The sequence below is a fragment of the Roseivirga spongicola genome (genome assembly GCF_034376045.1).
In the GTDB taxonomy this organism is placed as follows: domain Bacteria; phylum Bacteroidota; class Bacteroidia; order Cytophagales; family Cyclobacteriaceae; genus Roseivirga; species Roseivirga spongicola.
The window spans coordinates 3,160,041-3,179,792 of the sequence record NZ_CP139724.1; the positions used below are offsets into that span (position 1 = coordinate 3,160,041).

The 19,752-nt window shown below is 39.9% G+C and carries 16 protein-coding genes; 7 read left to right on the forward strand and 9 right to left on the reverse strand.

Annotated features, from left to right (window positions below):
• Window positions 1-118 precede the first annotated feature (118 nt).
• The 5 genes from T7867_RS14175 to T7867_RS14195 form a co-directional block, all read right to left on the reverse strand.
• On the reverse strand, window positions 119-460 hold the full coding sequence (locus T7867_RS14175) for a VOC family protein (RefSeq protein WP_273272855.1): 342 nt from the start codon (window positions 458-460) through the stop codon (window positions 119-121).
• An 87-nt stretch (window positions 461-547) separates the two neighbouring features.
• The gene (locus T7867_RS14180; RefSeq protein WP_068223085.1) at window positions 548-2,812 is read right to left on the reverse strand and encodes an aconitate hydratase; all 2,265 of its coding nucleotides are present in this window, start codon (window positions 2,810-2,812) and stop codon (window positions 548-550) included.
• 167 nt (window positions 2,813-2,979) lie between these two features.
• Window positions 2,980-5,760, reverse strand: a complete 2,781-nt coding sequence (locus T7867_RS14185) for a bifunctional aconitate hydratase 2/2-methylisocitrate dehydratase (protein WP_068223075.1) — start codon at window positions 5,758-5,760, stop codon at window positions 2,980-2,982.
• Between the two features lie 226 nt (window positions 5,761-5,986).
• Window positions 5,987-7,327, reverse strand: coding sequence for a short-chain fatty acid transporter (locus tag T7867_RS14190; protein WP_068223073.1), 1,341 nt, complete (start codon window positions 7,325-7,327; stop codon window positions 5,987-5,989).
• Window positions 7,328-7,434: 107 nt separating this feature from the next.
• Window positions 7,435-8,442 carry an acyl-CoA reductase gene (locus tag T7867_RS14195; protein ID WP_322299467.1) on the reverse strand — a complete coding sequence of 336 codons (1,008 nt, stop codon included), beginning with the start codon at window positions 8,440-8,442 and terminating at the stop codon, window positions 7,435-7,437.
• Between the two features lie 144 nt (window positions 8,443-8,586).
• Here T7867_RS14195 and T7867_RS14200 point away from each other — a divergent pair, with 144 nt between their 5' ends.
• Entirely contained in the window at window positions 8,587-8,931 is a 345-nt protein-coding gene (locus T7867_RS14200) for a 4Fe-4S dicluster domain-containing protein (RefSeq protein ID WP_068223068.1), read from the forward strand.
• Window positions 8,932-8,991: 60 nt separating this feature from the next.
• Here T7867_RS14200 and T7867_RS14205 read toward each other — a convergent pair whose 3' ends face one another.
• Window positions 8,992-9,705: a hypothetical protein gene (locus tag T7867_RS14205; protein WP_322299468.1), complete on the reverse strand. Its 714-nt coding sequence runs from the start codon at window positions 9,703-9,705 to the stop codon at window positions 8,992-8,994.
• A gap of 24 nt (window positions 9,706-9,729) precedes the next feature.
• Complete coding sequence (locus tag T7867_RS14210; protein ID WP_322299469.1) at window positions 9,730-10,635, reverse strand: DUF58 domain-containing protein; 906 nt, start codon at window positions 10,633-10,635, stop codon at window positions 9,730-9,732.
• A 186-nt stretch (window positions 10,636-10,821) separates the two neighbouring features.
• Between T7867_RS14210 and T7867_RS14215 the strand changes: the two genes are divergently transcribed.
• From T7867_RS14215 to cas6, 3 genes are all read left to right on the forward strand, one after another.
• Window positions 10,822-11,157: a DUF3276 family protein gene (locus T7867_RS14215; RefSeq protein WP_068223062.1), complete on the forward strand. Its 336-nt coding sequence runs from the start codon at window positions 10,822-10,824 to the stop codon at window positions 11,155-11,157.
• Between the two features lie 123 nt (window positions 11,158-11,280).
• Window positions 11,281-12,378 carry a redox-regulated ATPase YchF gene (gene ychF, locus T7867_RS14220; RefSeq protein ID WP_068223059.1) on the forward strand — a complete coding sequence of 366 codons (1,098 nt, stop codon included), beginning with the start codon at window positions 11,281-11,283 and terminating at the stop codon, window positions 12,376-12,378.
• A 128-nt stretch (window positions 12,379-12,506) separates the two neighbouring features.
• Window positions 12,507-13,319 carry a CRISPR-associated endoribonuclease Cas6 gene (gene cas6, locus T7867_RS14225; RefSeq protein ID WP_068223056.1) on the forward strand — a complete coding sequence of 271 codons (813 nt, stop codon included), beginning with the start codon at window positions 12,507-12,509 and terminating at the stop codon, window positions 13,317-13,319.
• Here the strand turns inward: cas6 and T7867_RS14230 are convergent.
• Window positions 13,309-14,571, reverse strand: coding sequence for a type IX secretion system plug protein (locus T7867_RS14230; protein ID WP_068223053.1), 1,263 nt, complete (start codon window positions 14,569-14,571; stop codon window positions 13,309-13,311). The two genes, cas6 and T7867_RS14230, sit on opposite strands and share 11 nt — an antisense overlap.
• Window positions 14,572-14,668: 97 nt before the next feature.
• On the opposite strand from T7867_RS14230, the gene T7867_RS14235 reads away from it, so the two are divergent.
• A complete protein-coding gene (locus T7867_RS14235) occupies window positions 14,669-15,223 on the forward strand; it encodes an RNA polymerase sigma factor (RefSeq protein WP_068223051.1) in 555 nt (184 codons plus the stop codon).
• The gene (locus T7867_RS14240) at window positions 15,223-16,563 is read left to right on the forward strand and encodes a hypothetical protein (RefSeq protein WP_068223050.1); all 1,341 of its coding nucleotides are present in this window, start codon (window positions 15,223-15,225) and stop codon (window positions 16,561-16,563) included. Before T7867_RS14235 ends, T7867_RS14240 begins: the two co-directional genes overlap by 1 nt.
• Window positions 16,564-16,565: 2 nt before the next feature.
• Here T7867_RS14240 and T7867_RS14245 read toward each other — a convergent pair whose 3' ends face one another.
• Window positions 16,566-18,482: an ABC-F family ATP-binding cassette domain-containing protein gene (locus tag T7867_RS14245; protein WP_068223047.1), complete on the reverse strand. Its 1,917-nt coding sequence runs from the start codon at window positions 18,480-18,482 to the stop codon at window positions 16,566-16,568.
• 94 nt (window positions 18,483-18,576) lie between these two features.
• Between T7867_RS14245 and T7867_RS14250 the strand changes: the two genes are divergently transcribed.
• Window positions 18,577-19,743, forward strand: coding sequence for a PQQ-dependent sugar dehydrogenase (locus tag T7867_RS14250; protein ID WP_084375717.1), 1,167 nt, complete (start codon window positions 18,577-18,579; stop codon window positions 19,741-19,743).
• Window positions 19,744-19,752 lie beyond the last annotated feature (9 nt).

The window sequence follows — 19,752 nt, forward strand, 5'->3', positions numbered from 1 at the left end:
GGCTCTTCACCTCACTAATCAACTTCTCCAATGAGTCCTTCGCATCTCCAAAGAGCATACGGTTTTTGAAGTGGAAGAAGTGATTGTTTTCAATGGCTTTAAAGACATTTGATCGTCCCTAGTCTTCTGACCAAATAGCCAACTCATTACTTGCTGGGTCGGTGAAATGAAAACGTCTGCCTCCGGGAAAGGAGAAGATATCTTTAACAATAGTGCCACCATTAGCCTTTACGGTTTCTAGTACGTATTCAAGGTTGCTGTGATATAAAACCACCAAAGCTCCGTTTACGATAGGTTCTTCAGATTTTTCAAAACCGCCCTCTAGTCCACTTTCATTGAATGCAACATAGTCCTGTCCATAATCTGTGAATTTCCAACCAAAGGTTGATGAATAGAATTTTTTAATAGCTTCAAGGTCTTTGGCTTTTAGCTCTATGTAATTAATGTGGTTGTCTTGCATATGCTTTGTTTTCGTCAAAGCTATATTAATGAAAAAAGCCCGATTCATTGAACCAGGCTTTCTAATATCCAACGTCTAAAATCTACTCTATGACTTATTCTGCTCCTTAATTAAGTTCAAGGCAGAACCAGCTCTGAACCAACCAATTTGTGCTTCATTGTAGGTGTGGTTTGCTTTGATGATGTCTTTAGAGCCATCGGCATGAACAAACTCCAAAGTCAGAGGCTTATCTTCTGCAAACTGATCTAAATCAAGGAAGTTGATTGTATCGTCTTCCTGAACTTTGTCATAATCAGCTTCATCGGCAAAAGTAAGGCCGAGCATACCTTGCTTCTTCAAGTTGGTTTCGTGAATTCTCGCGAAAGACTTCACTAAAACTGCTTTAACACCTAAGTGTCTAGGCTCCATGGCAGCATGCTCTCTAGAAGAACCTTCTCCATAGTTATGGTCTCCCACAACGATTGAAGGAATCCCTTCAGCTTTATATTGACGGGCTGTTGCAGGTACTGGACCGTATTCGCCTGTCAACTGGTTTTTCACCTTGTTGGTTGACTGATTGTATGCATTGACTGCACCGATCAAACAGTTGTCCGAAATATTGTCTAAGTGACCTCTGAATCTTAACCATGGACCTGCCATAGAAATGTGGTCAGTTGTACACTTTCCAAAAGCTTTGATCAAAAGTTTGGCGCCAGTGATATTCTTCCCATCCCAAGGTTCGAAAGGAGTCAATAATTGTAAGCGCTTAGAGTCTGGCTTTACAATTACTTCTACATTACTTCCATCAGAAGCAGGGGCTTGATAGCCGTTTTCTTCAACCGCAAAACCTTTAGAAGGAAGTTCATCACCTACTGGTGGGTCAAGTTTCACTTGCTCACCTTTCTCGTTGGTTAGGGTGTCTGTGATAGGGTTGAAGCCCAAATCGCCAGATATGGCAATAGCTGCTACCATTTCTGGAGAGGTTACAAATGCATGCGTATTTGGGTTACCATCAGCTCTTTTAGAGAAGTTTCTGTTGAAAGAGTGTACAATGGTGTTTACTCTATTATTGTCACCTGTTCTTTCCCACTGGCCGATACATGGTCCGCAAGCATTGGTGAAGATAGTTGCATCCAAATCTTCAAAGATTTGAAGCATTCCGTCTCTTTCTGCGGTATATCTAACTTGCTCAGAACCTGGATTGATACCAAAGTCAGCTTTAGTTTTTAATCCTTTTTCTACCGCTTGTTTGGCAATAGAAGAAGCTCTCGACAAGTCTTCATAAGAAGAGTTGGTACAAGAACCAATCAGCCCCCATTCAACTTTAGTAGGCCAGCCGTTTTTCTCGGCTTCTTCTCTCATCTGAGAAACAGGAGTAGCTCTATCTGGGGTGAAAGGGCCGTTTACATGAGGTTCTAATGTACTGAGGTCAATTTCAATAACCTGATCGAAATATTCCTCAGGATTGGCATAAACCTCATCATCACCAGTAAGGTGTTCTCTTACAGTGTTCGCCAAATCGGCCACATCAGCTCTGTCTGTAGCGCGAAGGTAGCGCTCCATTGAATCGTCATAACCGAAAGTTGAAGTAGTAGCACCAATTTCGGCACCCATGTTACAGATAGTACCTTTACCTGTAGCCGACATGCTTTTGGCTCCTTCGCCAAAGTATTCTACAATACAGCCAGTTCCACCTTTAACAGTTAGGATTCCGGCAACTTTAAGAATAACGTCTTTCGGAGCAGTCCAACCGTTCATTTTCCCGGTCAACTTTACACCAATGAGTTTTGGGAATTTAAGCTCCCATGGCATTCCAGCCATTACGTCAACCGCATCAGCACCACCAACACCAATGGCAACCATTCCTAGTCCACCAGCATTTACGGTATGCGAATCGGTACCAATCATCATTCCACCTGGGAATGCATAGTTTTCGAGCACTACTTGGTGAATAATACCAGCCCCAGGTTTCCAGAATCCGATTCCGTATTTGTTAGAAACCGACTCCAGAAAATTGAATACTTCACCAGAGGCAGTTAATGAATGTCTTAGGTCTTGTTCGGCACCTTGCTTAGCTAAAATCAGGTGATCACAGTGTACAGTAGAAGGAACAGCCGCGGTTGGCTTTCCTGCTTGCATAAACTGCAAAAGTGCCATTTGCGCTGTAGCATCCTGCATGGCTACTCTATCTGGAGCGAAATCTACATACGACTTACCTCGTTCGTAAGAGGTTGTGGCATCTCCGTCCCAAAGGTGGGAGTACAGGATTTTTTCAGAAAGGGTAAGTGGTTTTTTTACAGTATTTCTAGCTGCTTCAATTCGAGAAGGCATTTTCTCGTAAACAGCCTTAATCATATCAATGTCAAAGGCCATGGACTATTTTTTTGGTTTTTGGTTTAAAAAACGAACGACTCAAAAATTAGCTTTTTTTGTCTGCATGGGCAAAAAAATGTATCGCCCATACAGACAACTAACAAACTCGCACTAAAAAGTGTTCGAAACGTACGCTTTTTAAATATAATAGCCTTTGCTCGAACCTATTAGCTAGCTGTTAAAAGCTTAGATGAAGGTTTGAATTTGGTTAATTCAATTCCTTCAACAGCTTTTTCATATTCTTCAATTGTAGGTGTTCTACCTAAAATAGTAGAGAGCACTACAACTGGTGTTGAAGATAATAAAGATTCACCTTTCTTCTCTTCAGAATCTTTCACCACTCTACCTTGGAATAGTCTGGTAGATGTAGCCATAACAGTATCGCCAGGAGCTGCTTTTTCTTGGTTACCCATACATAGGTTACAACCAGGACGCTCTAGATAAAGCATGTTTTCATAGCTAGTTCTAGCGGCAGCCTTAGGGTTGTTGTCGTCAAACTCAAAACCAGAGTATTTTTGAAGCACTTCCCAATCGCCTTCTGCTTTCAGCTCATCTACAATGTTGTAAGTAGGAGGGGCCACTACTAAAGGAGCTTGGAAGGTTACGTTTCCTGTTTGACTTTCTATGTTTTTAAGCATTTGAGCCAAAATTTTCATGTCACCCTTGTGAACCATACAAGAACCCACAAAACCAAGGTCTATCTTCTTCTGACCTCCGTAGTAAGACAATGGTCTGATGGTGTCGTGCGTATAGCGCTTAGAAACATCGTCATTGTTTACATCTGGGTCGGCAATCATTGGCTCGCCAATCTCATCCAGATCAACCACTACTTCAGCATAGTATTTTGCATTGCTGTCAGGCCTCAAAGCAGGTTTTTCACCCGATCTGATTTCTGCAATTCTCTTGTTTGCTTTGTCGATCAAGCCTTGAAGCACTTGCTTCTCATTGTCCATACCCTTTTGGATCATGATTTCCATACGGGATTTAGCAATCTCTAGCGATTCGATTAAGGTTTCATCTTCTGAAATACAGATAGAAGCTTTTGCCTTCATCTCTGCAGTCCAGTCGGTGAAGGTGAAGGCTTGGTCTGCTGTAAGCGTACCAATGTGCACCTCAATAACTCTACCTTGGAATACGTTTTCTCCGCCAAATTGCTTCAGCATTTGTTGCTGCGTAGCATGTACTACATCACGGAAGTCCATGAAGCTTTTCATGCTCCCTTTGAAGGTCACTTTTACAGACTCAGGAATAGGCATAGAAGCTTCACCAGTTGCCAAAGCTAGGGCTACAGTACCTGAGTCGGCACCGAAAGCCACACCTTTAGACATTCTAGTGTGAGAGTCACCTCCAATAATAATTGCCCAATCATCTATAGTGATGTCATTCAGTACTTTGTGAATTACATCGGTCATTGAATGGTACTTGCCTTTAGGGTCACGTGCGGTGATTAGGCCAAACTCATTCATAAACTTCATCAGTTTAGGGATGTTCGCTTGAGCCTTCTTGTCCCAAACTGAAGCAGTATGACAGCCCGACTGATAAGCCCCATCTACAATAGGAGAGATGACAGTGGCAGCCATAGATTCAAGCTCTTGAGAGGTCATTAGCCCCGTAGTATCCTGAGAGCCTACAATGTTTACTTCAACTCTAGTGTTCGAACCTGCATGAAGTACTTTACCTGGCGTGTTGCCTACAGCGTTTTTGTTGAAGATTTTTTCAACGGCTGTAAGTCCTTGGCCTTCGTGAGAAATTTCTTTTGATGGAGCGTAAACTACAGGTGCTTCAACATTCAAAGTCTTAGCAGCGAAAGACTGGAGTTTTTTACCAAATACAACGGCATAAGAACCGCCTGCTTTAATAAACTCCATCTTTTGAGGAGTTAGAGCAGAAGAGATATCCATTAGCTCTTCATCACCCTTATAGAGTTTCTTGGTTTTTGTGTCGATGGTCAGAACCGTACCAGTTTCTACAGAATAAGTCTGTTCCAACACTGGTTCGCCATCAGCGTCTACTACCGTATTGCCATCAGCATCTTTCTTCTTTACCCAGTTTTTAAGGTCTATACCAATTCCACCTGTTACGCCAACAGTTGTCAAGAAGATAGGAGCTACGCCATTTGTTCCACCAATGATCGGTGCGATGTTAATGAATGGTACATACGGGCTTGCCTGAATACCAGTCCAAAGGGCTACGTTGTTTACGCCTGACATTCTAGAAGAACCAACACCCATGGTACCTTTTTCGGCCACTAACATTACTCTTTTATCAGGGTGCTCAGCCTTAAGGGCTTTCAGCTCTTCTTGCATTTCTTTGTTGTGCTCGAAAATACATTGACCGTGTAGCTCTCTGTCAGATCTAGAGTGCGCATCGGCACCAGGAGAAAGCAGGTCGGTAGAGATATCTCCAGTTCCTGCAATGAAAGTTACGATCTCAATTTTTTCAGGAACATCTGGTAATTGAGTGAAAAACTCTGCCTGAGAGTAGCTTTCAAGAATGCCTTTGGCAATAGTATTACCGTTTTTATAGGCTTGTTCTAGTCTTTCGGTATCGGCTTCGTAAAGGAATACCTGAGTTTTAAGCACTTTAGCAGCCTTTTCTGCAATGGTTTGGTCGTTACCTAAAGCTAAGTCTAATAGTACTTTTACCGAAGGTCCACCCTTCATATGAGAAAGCAATTCGAAAGCGAAATCTGGTGTAATTTCAGCAACTTCCGATTCGCCTAAAATGATCTCCTTTAAGAAGTCTGATTTTACCTTAGCGGCAGGGGTGGTGCCTGGTAGGGTATTGTATATGAAGAACTGCAGTGAATCTGCTCTATGTTCGTTATTTGTATCTTTTATTTGGGTGATGATTTCACTCAATAACTCACTTTCATCAATAGGTTTTGGGTGTAACCCAGCTTGTTTTCTTTCTTCAATCTCCTTGATGTAATCCTGATAGGTTGTCATTTAGGCAATGGTTTAAATCTTGTATTTAGATTTCTTATCTCAATCTCTCTTTTTTAGCTATAAGGCTAAAAGAGAGCATTATTTAAAAAGTAGCTTCAATGTGCTTTTAACGTGCTCAAAGTCTCCTTTTTAAGGGGGCGCAATTTATCAAAAATCGGTAAAATTGGAGGCTAGAACCTTTCTAAATTCTTGTAGTAATAATCAGCAATTCAGAAGCTTTTGATTTTTAAAAAATCAGCAAGTTGGTGATGAAGATAACAGAGCCAATAAGCAAAATAAAACCACTATAAGGCAGTATGTCTTTGGCTTTAAGCTGTGTAATTCCTAAGAGTGGGAGGGCCCAGAATGGCTGAAGCATGTTAGTGAGCTGGTCTCCATAACTAAGCGCCATTACCGTTTTTGGGATGGAGACTCCAAGTGTTTGTGCTGCTTCTGTTACAATAGGTCCTTGAACTACCCACTGACCGCCACCGCTCGGCACAAAGATGTTTACCAAACCAGCACTCAAGAAAGTGAAGATGGGTAGAGTAGTTTGGTTGGAAATAGCTACAAAAGCATAGGAGATTTCGGCACCTAAGCCAGAGTATTTCATAATGCCCATTATTCCTGCATACAGTGGGAATTGAATGATTATGCCTGTAGATCCGCCAACAGCAGTTTGAACGGCTTTCAGAAATTTGGCGAATGTTCCATGGAAAGTAAGTCCTAGACCAAAGAGTAAGAAGTTTACATAATTGAGATCAATGAAACCTAGGCCAGCATCACTTGGAGTATTGAAGGCTTGTCGAATAGCTATAAAACAAATGATAACTCCCAGACCAATGGCGGGTAGTTTGTAATGGTCAAATTTCTCGGCACCAACTACAGAGTCGGATTCTACCACCGAATCATCTGCTTTTAGATTGAAAGGTTTGTCTTTAACCATTTTGCCGAGCAAGTATAAAGACAGTGGAATAAGAATAACCAGACAAAACCAAGTAACAAGATTCATGTTGGAGAGTATTGTTTCATCAATACCTATTCTTCCAATTTGATTGATAAGAAAATGATCTTTACCTGAAACAGTTAGTGGCGCAGATGCCGAAAAACCACCATGCCAACACATCATGCCAGCATAACCAGCCGCACCTATCAGAGGGTAGTTCAGTGGTTTACCTAGTTGTTGTGATCTTTCGGCTACTTTTCTGGCAAATATTGCTCCGAATACTAGGCACAGGCCCCAGTTGAAGAAACTGAGTAGAATTGTAAATAAGCTGACAATCAATGCAGCCTGAGCAGTTGTGTTACAAAACTTGGTTAGCTGACCAATGAGCTTATTGAATATTGGAGTAAGCGCTAAGGTATGGCCAAGTATAAGAATAAGAGCCATTTGCATGGTGAATGCTAAAAGCTCCCAAAAGCCAGTTTGCCAATACTCCAAAATTTTTATCGGATAAGCGGAAACAGCGTTTTCAGGCCTTTGAGTGAAAATTAGTGCCAGAAAAAACACCATCACAGAAATTATAATGGCTATGGCAAAAGGAGAGGGGAAGAGGTGGTAGAAAAGTTGCCTGAATCTTTTGGTCATGCTTAAAGATGCGAATTCTTATGGATTCAAATAACTAGCCCACGGTTTAAACCTTGGGCTAGTTTGTTATTTTACTTTTTATAAAATCATTGAAATGGTTTTTGAATTTATAAGGAGGCCAAAAACTCCAGCGTATTCACACCATCTGCATAATCCCATAGCTCGGGGCATTGAGCGGTTCCGAACGGTAGGCTGCCTTCGTACCAGCCGTCTTTTGAAACTACACATTGAATTTTGTCCCGTTGGGCGGATAGCTTCAATGAAAGTTCAGCCTCACTTTCGTAGGTTTCATAATAAAGCACCGAAATAGGAGAGACCAAGTCTTTACTCTCACGCATCATAAAGAAGCCAGAGTCTAGGTGTGGTTCTTTGTTGACTAGGTAGATTGATTTATTGTAGTCGTAGTTGTTGCGGTATTTGTGATGATCGAGTGCAGAAGAGAATTTGTCCATTGCACTTATGAGTGTTGGTAGTTCAAAATCCTTCGGCACATAAACTTTAGATACGTTTCTGCAACCAAGACCGAAATAAGTAAATATATCTTCGCCTAGTGCTTCAAAGTCTTCGGTGCTTTCGCCTCCATTAACAATGCCCACTGAAACTCTGTTTTGTCTGATGATATGTGGTTTCCCTGCGAAGTAATGTTTGAAGTATCTTGCGGAATTGTCAGAACCAGTAGCAATAACGGCATCTACATCGTTGAGTCGTTCAACCTCTTGAATAAGCTCTTTAAAGCCTGCATCAATATTGATTAGCGCGTTTAGAACCGCTTTCATTAAAATAGAGTCTTGCGAAGAGTATTTTACACAGGCTACATTTCCACTTATAATTACTGACAATACATCGTGGAGACCAACCAATGGAATATTTCCAGCAAGTACAAGTCCGATGATCTTGCCAGAAGCTTTAAAGGAGTAAGGTTTTACCCAGTCTTGCAGTTTGTCTTTTTGAAGGGCTTCTGCCCAAGCATTAAAACACTTTTCTATGCTTTCTTTGGTAAACCAGTTGTTCTGATTGGCTGCTATTTGGCACAAGGCATCTAACGATTCACCCTTTTGTTCATTAAACCAAAAGCCCAGTTGGCTTATTCCTTTTAGTCTCGCTTCTAATTCCATTGTTGTAATTCTGTGGCAAAAATACACTTTAAGATTGCGCGCAAGAACAATAACTCATTACTTTTGCGCCAAATACTGAAGAATTCTGAAACTTAGGCGACTGAAAATTGTTGCACTAAGAACACCAATAAAACAAGAAGCGCTATGGCGATAATGATTACAGACGAATGCATTAATTGCGGTGCATGTGAACCTGAATGTCCGAATACAGCTATTTACGAAGGTGGAATGGAATGGACGTGGGCAGGTGGAACTGATCTGAAAGAAGTAGAAATGGAAGATGGAACTGTAATTGATGGCAATGAGCCTCAAGAACCGGTTTCTGATGAGTTCTATTATATCGTCTCAGGAAAATGTACGGAGTGTACTGGTTTCCATGAAGAGCCTCAGTGTGCGGCAGTTTGCCCTGTAGATTGTTGTGTTGATGATCCTGACTACAGAGAAACTGAAGAAGAATTAGAAGCGAAGAAAGAATGGCTTCACGTTTAACAGCGTTGGAACCAATAATATTGATAAAAAAAAGGCCTCGTGAGAGGCCTTTTTTTTATTCTACAATTTTGTGATAATAATCTGGTCACTACTTTCAAATTCTTTATTGAAAATAATGCCATAAGAGTTCCTTAATTCTTTAAACAATTCTTCGGTGCTGCCTCTCTTAAGTTCAATTTTAAGGTTAAATCCAAGTTCAGGTAATTGCCCTTCAATAGGAGTCTCGACCTCCTTATTTAATAATGTGATTAGGTCTGTTAGTGTACCAACAAAGCTGATTTGATTTTTTGTGATCTTAGATTGTTGTTTTATGCCCGCTTGATAGTCTCTTGCCTGCGCAAGCAATTCTTTATTTGATATTTCTACGCTGTAGAATTCTCTTGTGCCATCTTCTGCTTTCCATTCAAATCCAATTTCTTCAGCCATAAAGCTTAGTATTTCATCTCTTAGAAGAGATATGTCCTTTGCTGGAAAATCAGTGACTTTGAGGTTATAGGTGAAGTCTTGAAAATCACCCTTTACCAATAAACTGTTATTTGGTGTGAAAGATTTAATCACTTCTTGAAGGCTGCCCATTCTTTGAAACATAAACTCACCCTCCGATGATCCAGAAACATTATTGCTGAAGTAACCTTTCCTTTCGATTTCTAACTCAAGTTTGGCGTTGTTTTTTTCTTCTAGTGTTTTGGAATCATAAGATTTTTTAGAATCAAAGTCGCAACTAGATAGAAATACAAGAAGGGCTAAGGAAATGATGTGTATTGTGTTTTTCATTGATTAGATTTTGATATTTTTAAATTAAGTCATCTTTTGTCTCTTTATCAAATAGGCTTTAAGAATTTGATCGAAACCTTGGTTGATATCGGCTTCTATCAAATCAATCTTTAGCTTGGCACATTTTAGGTAAAGGTCTTTATAATATGAGTCCATTTGCTCTCTAAAAGCTTTCTTTATAGTGGCAGGGTTCAACCTAACCCTCTCTTGAGTTTCTGAATCAATAAATTCATGAGGTCTATCTTCAAAGTCAAAATCTAACTCCGTATGATGATCAGTTACATGAAATAGTAGCACTTCATGTTTTTTGTGCTTTAAGTGCTGCAGTGCAGACATTAACTCTTCTTCATTAGCTTCATTGTCGAACATATCGGAGAAAATGATTACTAAAGACCTTCTATGAATTTTCTGAGCAAGTTGATTCAGAATGGATGCAACATTAGTTCGCTTTTCTGTCTTTGGTTTCTCCAGCATTTCATTGAACTGAAGAAAAAGCTTGTGAATATGTGACGCAGAAGATTTTACGGGGGTCTCAATTTCTAGCTTGTCGCTAAAGGTGTGAAGGCCAACAGCATCTCTTTGTTTATGGAAAAGATAGGTGAGGGCAGCGCCAGCCATTACACTAAATCTCATTTTGCCCAAGTTCTCCTTTGGGTAATACATAGAAGAAGACTGGTCTATAATGAGCTGGCAACGCAGGTTGGTTTCTTCCTCGTATTGTTTAGTATAGAGTCTATCGGTTTTAGCATAAAGTTTCCAATCTATATGTCTGGTGCTCTCTCCATTATTATAGAGTCGGTGTTCGGCAAACTCAACTGAAAAACCATGATATGGAGATTTATGCAAGCCAGTAATAAACCCTTCTACCATTTGTTTAGCCAGCAACTCTATGTTGCCCAGCCCTTTAATATCATCTAATGTAAACTGCATAACTGTTGCTTTACGTATCTTATCAACTTCTTAGACCCAAAATCACCCTTCAAACTACTTAAAATAAACTTATGGGTTGTGTTTTTTATTTTTGCGGTGTTTGCAATAGTAATTTTAATTGGTTTATATTAGACTGCTTTTTATACGAAAACCAACTAAGACTAATTAGATTAAATACTTTGAGTAGTGGAAGACAAGGACAGGAATGAGATTTTTTCGAAGCGGGTGAGGGCAGGAAAAAGGACGTATTTTTTTGACATTAAGGCCACCAGATCCAACGACTATTATTTGACCATCACAGAGAGCAAAAGAAAGTTCAAGGATGACGGTTTTAGCTATGAAAAGCATAAGATATTTCTCTACAAAGAAGATTTTCACAAATTTGTAGACGCACTCAATGAAGCAGTAGGACACGTAAAAGACGAATTGCTACCCGATGTAGACTTTACACAATTCGAAAAAGAAGAAGAGTATAGTCTTAATAATGACTCCAATCACGATAGCGAGCTTAGCTGGGATTAAGAGATAAAAAGATAAAGATATTAAGGGGCTTAGCCCCTTTTTTGTTGTCTAAGAGTGAGCTCAAAAATCAATTATTTTTATCTTTGCGCCCTGTTTTAATAAAAGCAAATTCAATTATCAATTATGGGTTTACAATGTGGTATTGTTGGTCTGCCAAATGTGGGAAAATCAACACTCTTTAATGCACTTTCTAGCGCTAAGGCCGAAGCAGCAAACTTTCCTTTCTGTACCATTGAACCCAATGTTGGGGTGGTTACCGTTCCAGATGAGCGTTTAGATATTTTAAAAGGATTGGTAAACCCGCAAAAGGTGTTACCAACAGTAATTGAATTTGTAGATATTGCTGGTTTAGTAAAAGGTGCCAGCAAGGGAGAAGGACTTGGTAACAAGTTCTTGGCTAACATTAGGGAGGTAGACGCCATTATTCACGTTATCCGTTGTTTTAAAGACGATAATGTAGTGCACGTTGCAGGTAATGTAGACCCTGTTTTCGATAAAGATGTAATTGATACAGAGCTTCAGCTCAAGGATATTGAGTCTATTGAGAAGAAGATTCTAAGGCTACAGAAAATAGCTAAATCTGGAGACGCCAAAGCCAAAAAAGAATTAGCCGCTTTAGAAAAATTCAAGAACGAAATGGAAACTGGCAAAAATGCTCGTTCTATCGAAGCCAATGAAGATGAGTTGGAGGCAGTAAGAGACTTATCTCTACTTACTATTAAGCCTGTAATTTATGTGGCCAATGTAGAAGAGTCTTCAATTCACACAGGTAATGAGCATGTTGATGCGTTAAAAGAGTCCGTAGCCAATGAAGGAGCAGAAGTTGTTGTTATTTCCGCTTCAATAGAGTCTCAAATTGCGGAGTTAGATGACCCAGACGAGAAAGCTATGTTCTTAGATGAATATGGCCTAAAGGAGTCGGGTTTAAATAAGCTTATTAAAGCTTCTTACTCTTTGCTTAACCTAATTACCTATTTCACTGCAGGTGAAAAAGAGGTGCGTGCTTGGACTATTACCAAAGGATGGAAAGCTCCTCAAGCCGCTGGAGTTATTCATACCGATTTTGAAAAGGGCTTTATTCGTGCGGAAGTAATCAAATTAGACGACTATCAACAGTATAAAACTGAGGCTGCAATTAAGGAAGCTGGTAAGATGTCTGTTGAAGGAAAGGACTATATTGTAAAGGATGGCGATATAATGCACTTCCGTTTCAATGTTTAATTCCTATTTTGCTATAAATCTTTATTTTTTACAATTAGGCTGAACAATCTTTTTCACCACAGAGTTTAGGTTCATATTGCTCGCAATGGTGGGCAAGTCTTGGAGGTTGTAAATTAAAGTAGAGTATAGTGAGAATCAGGGTAATTTTTAAGCTGCATAATAGAGGGGCTTACCTGCCATTTCATCACCAACACATTCTAGCTCAATTTTTGAAAGGTGTTTTGGTGAAGGGTGCGGAGAAAAAATACATCAATTTCGAATGTTTTAACTTTTCTGGTCTGAAGGGACAAACCAAGATTTCCAGAAATGGTCTCCATTATTATTCAAATTTGGTTACCCTGGTTATATCATCACCAGATAAAGACTTTGTAGATTATCTGCTTGCTCAAATTTTCGAGTTCGAAACTATTGAGTTCGGTAACCTAAAAGTGAGTCCATCTTTCACTGAAATCGAAAAACCTATAGACCTTACGGAAGAAACTAAATTCATCTGTATTTCACCGATAGTGCCTTTTAAGGCTGAATTCAATGATGAGTCTTCTAAAAGGTTTATCCTTCCTGAATCTGATGAATTTTCCGATTTATTGTACGAATCTACGATTCAAAGACTTGAGAGATTGGGTAATTACACCACAGAAGATTTTGATCGGTTTAAGAAGTTTCAGGTAGTGCCAGATGCCGAATACTTAAAGCGTATGCAGGAGAGAGATAAGAAATTCGCCAGAATTTATTCGCTTTTCGATAATGACGTGAAGTATGAAGTAAGAGGTTATACTTTGCCTTTTAAGTTGTATGCTGATAAAGAGGTTCAGGAGTTTTTATTTCATTGTGGCTTTGGCAATTACACTTACAAGGGCTTCGGCATGTTAGATATCGCCAATGCTAATCCAGTAGATAGAACTGAAAAGTACCAATTTCAGAGAGAGTCTGTTACCGCCTAGAGTTGTAGGCTGTGGCTGAATATGCCACTAATAAATCTCCTCTGCCACCCATGGGTCTGTAGTACACAAATACTTCGTATAAATTCTCAGTGTCAAAGAAGCTACCATCAATAGAGAAAGGGTCTTGTCCATCGGTCACATAGGTATAATTATACCAACCTTGCTTTAAAAGAACTTCCAATTCATATTGTTCGAGTTCGCTATTGTAGTGCATCAGCGAGGTCTCATTCTTCTGCCAGTTATTAAATGCACCCAAAACGTAGACATTATCCTGTTTTTGAGGAAGTTTTAAACTCAGTTTGGTGTTCACATATTCTGCCGTAGATTGTCCTGATCGTCCTTCTAAATCTCGAATGTAAAATTGCCCATTAATATCTAATCCTTGAAGGTATCCATCGCCAAGTGGCATATCTGGTCTGAGTTCAGCGAAAACCCTATTCTCAACAACCTTTACAGACTGCACATTTCTCCCCGTGAAGGTTACTGTTCCCAAATCGAAGCTTCTAAATTCGTTGGTCCCCGGAAATTCATTTTCATCTCCCAGATTTTGGTATCGAATAGTTTTATTATTCTGATCAATGAAAGTAGAAGGTAGGTTATAGGTGGTCAAATCTTCGCGCTGATTCTGCCTAACCACCACCTTAAACTGAGTTTTAGGGTCAATGGCTTTAAGGTTGGCGTAGTTAAGCGTTACTTCCACCCGCTGATTATTGAGCCTTTTACCAGCATCGGCAGACCGGTTTATAGAAACACCAGCGGCTGCAGCATCTTCAAAAACATAGAACCTTTGAGATAGAATCAAGTCTTCTTTATCTCTATCTCTGTACACAACCGCCAAATAATTGCCCGAAGTCTTAAAGGCTGGAATGGCAAAGCGGTAGTTTACATATTTTTGCTTGGCCTCTGAGCTGAACTCGAATTCGGTTATTTCAAACTCATTAAAGGTGTTCAGGAATACGTTTGGCCTAATACTAGAGGGTGTCCAGTCGGCATTACAGTGAATGAAATAGACATAATAGTAGTCTGCATTTTCTCTAAGGTCGTCAAAAGAAAGCCAGAGTTGTTGCCTGTTAACTCTAGTAACGGGAGGGGCTATTACACTTTCAACTGAATTACCATTACTGTTTATTTGTACAGTTTTTATAGTTGGTTCGTAAACTCGGTTATCAAACTTTAATTCTTTTTGCGCCAAAGTGGCAAATGGCGTAAGCAAAGCAAGAATGAGAGTTAAGTACAGAGGCTTTATATTCATTTGTAGGAAAGACTTTCGATAAATTTCTATGGCATTACAACCAATAATAATACCAGTGTGTCTAAAAAACCAGAAGACAGGATCTTCTTAAAGGTCAATGATTCAAGATATAGAATTAATCCATAAATGCATTGAAGGAGATGGCAAGGCGCAGCGCGAACTTTACAACCGCTACGCTGCCAAGCTCATGCCTATGGCTATGCGTTACGCAAAGTCTCAGGCCGATGCTGAGGATATTCTTCAAGATGCATTTATTAAAATATTCAATAGTCTAGAGTCATTTCGTCAGGAAGCACAGTTTCTGACTTGGTTAAAGCGCATAGTCGTTAATACCGCCATCAACCACAACAGAAAAAAGCTTTATCAGCAGCCAATGCTAGATATTGAGAAAACACCTCTTTATGTGGAAAAGGATCTGGTGATATCGCACTTACACTTTACGGAAATTATGGCAATGATGCAGAAGTTGCCGGTGGGTTGTAGAACAGTTTTCAACCTTTTTGCCATTGAAGGCTATGGTCATAAAGAAATAGCCGAAATGATGGAAATCACTGAAGGAACCTCAAAGTCGCAGTATTCAAGAGCGCGAGCTCTGCTAAAAGCAATGATTGAAGAGGCCAGTACAGTAGTTAAATCAAATGCGTCAATGTGATGGACAATTTTGAAAGTGAAATGAAAGATATGTTCGATGGTGTTGAGTTTCAGCCATCGGAAAGAGTTTGGGCAGGAGTGGAGCAGGCCCTGGGGGAAAAAAAGAAGAAGGGGGTCTTCTTTATGTGGCAAACTTATGGGGTGGCTGCAGCACTTATTTTGTTCATTACAGCAGGTATGCTGTATAAGAATGGCTTATTCACGAAGCAACCAGATGCTCTTGAGGGAACTAAGCAACTCACTGAAAGTGAAGAGCAAATCTCCACAGATACCCTTAAGAATGAAGATGGCGCTCATGAAAAACTCTTAGCCAAAGAGGGTACGCAAGAAGAGTTAAAAAGAGAGAAGCCTGGTGATCAAATCAAAACGCTTTTAGCTGCCAAATCTAGTGAAGGAAAAGCTCAGGAAACCCTTGAGAATATAAGTTTGAAAGGTTCCTCTACTGATGAATCGGTCGGAATGAGTTCAGAAGGTGAAAGTGATTCAGAAGGTCTTTTGATCGATTTGGAGAGACTTGAGGCAAAGCCTTACAGAGCTAGTCTTGCTGCCACCAAGGCCAAATGGCTGAACAGGTTGGGGGTAGATGAATCTGCCCTGGCGTCTTTGGTTAAAACTGCTGAAGAACAACCCGAGTTTGTGGGAGAAAATGCTCTTAACGGTAGGCTGGGGAACAATAACTTTAATATTTCCGAACCCGCTAATGGTTCTCCATTAGCAGCTAGGGCAGAGGATGCCAATTTTCAGGCTATGTCTAGCATTGAAAACCGAAAGGAAGAAACTTTAGGTTCATTGAGTGCCGGAATTGGTTTTTCGCTAGAATTAAGTCAAAGGTTGACGTTAAATACCGCTCTTAGATATAGTGAGCTCAGAACTAAAACCACTTCTAATGCTTACTCAGTAAGTAAGGGTCAGTCGTTTCCAATATACTTGCCGCTTGGTTACGATCCAGACAATGTAAACTTCATTGGCACTTATGATTTGGTGAATACACTGCAAGGGCTTTCAGTTCAGCCTACGTTGAGCTATAAAGTGGCTCAGTTCGGTAAATTCGATGTGTCCGTTTTGGGTGGTGTAGGTTTCGACTATTTCTTCGCTTATCGGGTTAAGGGCGAGTTGAACTTTCTTTCAGTCAAAAAAGCCAACCTGAACGATTCTGATTTCATTAAAAAATTCAATGTGAGTGGAATTACCGGCTTGGGTCTAAATTATAGACTCAATGAACAGTTTGGTTTAGCTGCTGATTTAAATTACCGATACTTCCTTCCAACTGGTGGCGGTGACAACAGAAGACAATCTTCTGTAGTTGGTTTTGGACTAGGAGTAAACTATTTTCTTCAATAGAATTAGCTAGCCTCGAGCTCTTCTATTTCTAGATAAATGGTTTCCCAGTTTTCTTGCTTACTTTCTAGTTGTTGCTTTAGCTGGGTATGCTTTTCGGTTTTTTCGGCCAGCGTATCTGGGTTTTCAAACACCTCTGGCTTAGCCATATCCTTTTCAATGTTGGCAATTTCACCTTCTATTTGCTCAATAGCACTTTCTGTTTCAGCTAAGCTCTGTTTCAGTTTCTTTAGCTCTTGCTCTTCCTGATTATTACGAACTTTTTTGCCTGCACTTTTAGCTTTAGGTTTAGCTGGTTCTGGTGGAGCCTGTGCTGCTAATTGCTTTTCTCTTTTGGCTTGCCAATATTCGTATTCATCGTAAGTTCCCGGATAAACCTTGATTTCTTGATCTTCTATGTACCAGATTTTATTGGCTATTTGAGAAACAAAATGTCTGTCGTGAGAAACAATTACGAAGGTGCCTTCGTATTGTTGAAGCGCCTGAATAAGGATGTTTACCGATAAAAAATCTAAGTGGTTTGTCGGTTCATCCATCATTAAGAAGTTAGCCTCAGAAAGAAGCGTTTTTGCTAGAGCCACTCTAGATTTTTCGCCACCAGAGAGTACCTTAATCTTCTTAAAAACTTCTTCATTTTGAAAAAGGAAACAACCCAAAATACCTCTCAAATCTCTTTCAGACTTACTTGAGCCAGCTTGCTGTAATTCTTGAAGTATTTCGTTTTCAATATTTAATGCCTCAAGCTGGTGCTGGGCATAAAATGCGGTGTTTACGTTATGACCTTCTTTTCTATCTCCTTCAATTTTCTCTGACCCAGCTATAATTCTTAAAAGGGTAGATTTACCTTTTCCGTTGGCTCCGATTAGCGCAATCTTATCTCCGCGTTCTACTTGAGCAGAAGAATTCTTCAGGATTTGAAGATCTCCATAGCTCTTAGAGATGTTGTTTAGCTCTACAATGTACCTACCAGACTTTTGAGTGAAGCCGAACTGAAAGTTCATGGTGATATTCTCATCAACAACGTCTTCAATTAGGTCCATTTTTTCAAGGGCCTTTACCCTAGACTGAACCTGTCTTGCCTTAGTAGATTTAGCTCTGAATCGTTCAATAAATCGCTCAGTTTGGCGAATTTGAGCCTGTTGGTTTTCGTAGGCGTTCTTTTGAATTTCTTCTCTTTCGGCCTTTTCTTCCTGATAAAACGAGTAATTACCGCTGTACTGAGTGAGTTTAAAGCCCGAAACCTCTACTATGGAAGTTACCACGTTGTCTAAGAAGTACCTATCGTGAGAAACTACTATAATGGCGCCCTCATAACTTCTTAGGTAGCTTTCAATCCACTTAATAGAGGGAAGGTCTAAGTGGTTGGTTGGCTCATCGAGCATTAAAAGAGAAGGCTTCTGTAAAAGAAGTTTGGCCAGCATTACCCTCATTCTCCACCCTCCAGAAAACTCTCTGAGAGGCCTTTTTAAGTCTTCAGTTCTAAAACCGATACCTTCTAATATGGCCTCGGCATCTGACTGCATGCTGTATCCGCCTAGTGCTTCGAACTGCTCTTGAGCTTTTGAGAGTTTATCAACCAAACTATCATCATAGTCTGTTTCCATTTTATGAAGAATCTTTTCAATCTGACGTTGATGCTTGTTGGCTTCTTCAAAAGCTTCCATAGCAATAGAAAGAATGCTATCGTCTGATTGATAGGAGAGTAAGTCTTGATTTAAGAATCCAATGGTGCACTCTTTACTCTTAGAGATTTCTCCAGAAGTGGGCTGATATTCACCAATGATCAACCTTAAAAGGGTAGACTTACCTCTTCCGTTTAGGCCTATTAATCCAATTCTATCATTGGGTTTTATATGTAGGTTGGCGCTGTCGAATAAGGGTCTGTCACCGATATAATAAGATAGGTTGTTGATGGCAATCATGTCGCAAAAATAGCTTCACTAAAAAGAAAACAAACATTCACCTCTGATAAAATAGTTATCATTACACGATATATCATTTGATAGATTTGACATTATGAAAAGATCGACCTTAATCAGACTGTTCTATTCCTTGTTTATACTTTGTTTAGTGAGTTTTTGGAGTTGTGATAGCAAAGCCCAAAGCAAACAGAATAATGAGTATGAGGCCCTTTTGGAGCGTATAAATCTTCCCGAAGGATTTGAAATTTCTTATTACGCTACCAACGTTATAGACGCTAGATCATTGGCCAGAACCGAAGACGGAAAAACTGTTTTTGTGAGTAATAGACGTAGAAAGAATGTCTATGCACTTACCGATACTAATGGAGATATGGTGGCAGATAAGGTAGATACAATTCTAACTGGTTGGAATTCACCGAATGGAATTGCTTACAGAAATGGCGATTTATATGTAGCCGAAATCAACAGAATTCACCGTTTCCCAAGTATTATGGAGAACCTAAGTGATCCTAAGTCAGAGGTTATTTATGACCAATATCCAACTGACGGTCATCATGGATGGAAGTTCATTGCTTTCGGGCCCGATGGTAAGCTTTATGTGCCAGTTGGTGCCCCATGTAACGTATGTGATAAGGAAGAGGAAAACCCAGTTTACGCAACAATCACCCGAATGGATCCTGATGGTTCTAATATGGAGATTTACGCAAAGGGCGTGAGAAACTCAGTTGGGTTTACTTGGAATCCAAAAACCAATAATATGTGGTTTACGGATAATGGTAGAGACCTTATGGGTGACGATATTCCGGCTTGTGAACTTAACTTTGCTCCAAAGGCGGGTATGCACTTTGGCTTTCCTTACTGGCATCAAGGAGATATTCCAGACAAAGAATTTGGCAAGAAATATCCTCGAGATAAGTTCACTGAGCCAGCTTACAAATTTGAGCCTCATAGTGCTCCATTAGGATTGAGGTTCTACGAAGGCAATATGTTTCCTGCTAAATACAAGAATAATATAATTGTTGCACAGCATGGATCATGGGATAGAACCCCTGATGCAGGTCATATTGGCTATCAACTTCGCTTTGTGCAGATTGAAAACGATAAAGTAGTGAAAAGTGAAATTTTTGCAGATGGTTGGTTAGACACTGAAAATAATAAAGGCTGGGGCAAACCAGTAGATATTATGGAAATGCCTGATGGTTCTATTTTAGTGTCAGACGATGTAAACCATTGTATCTATAGAATTACATACAAGAAGTAATCCTTTAAG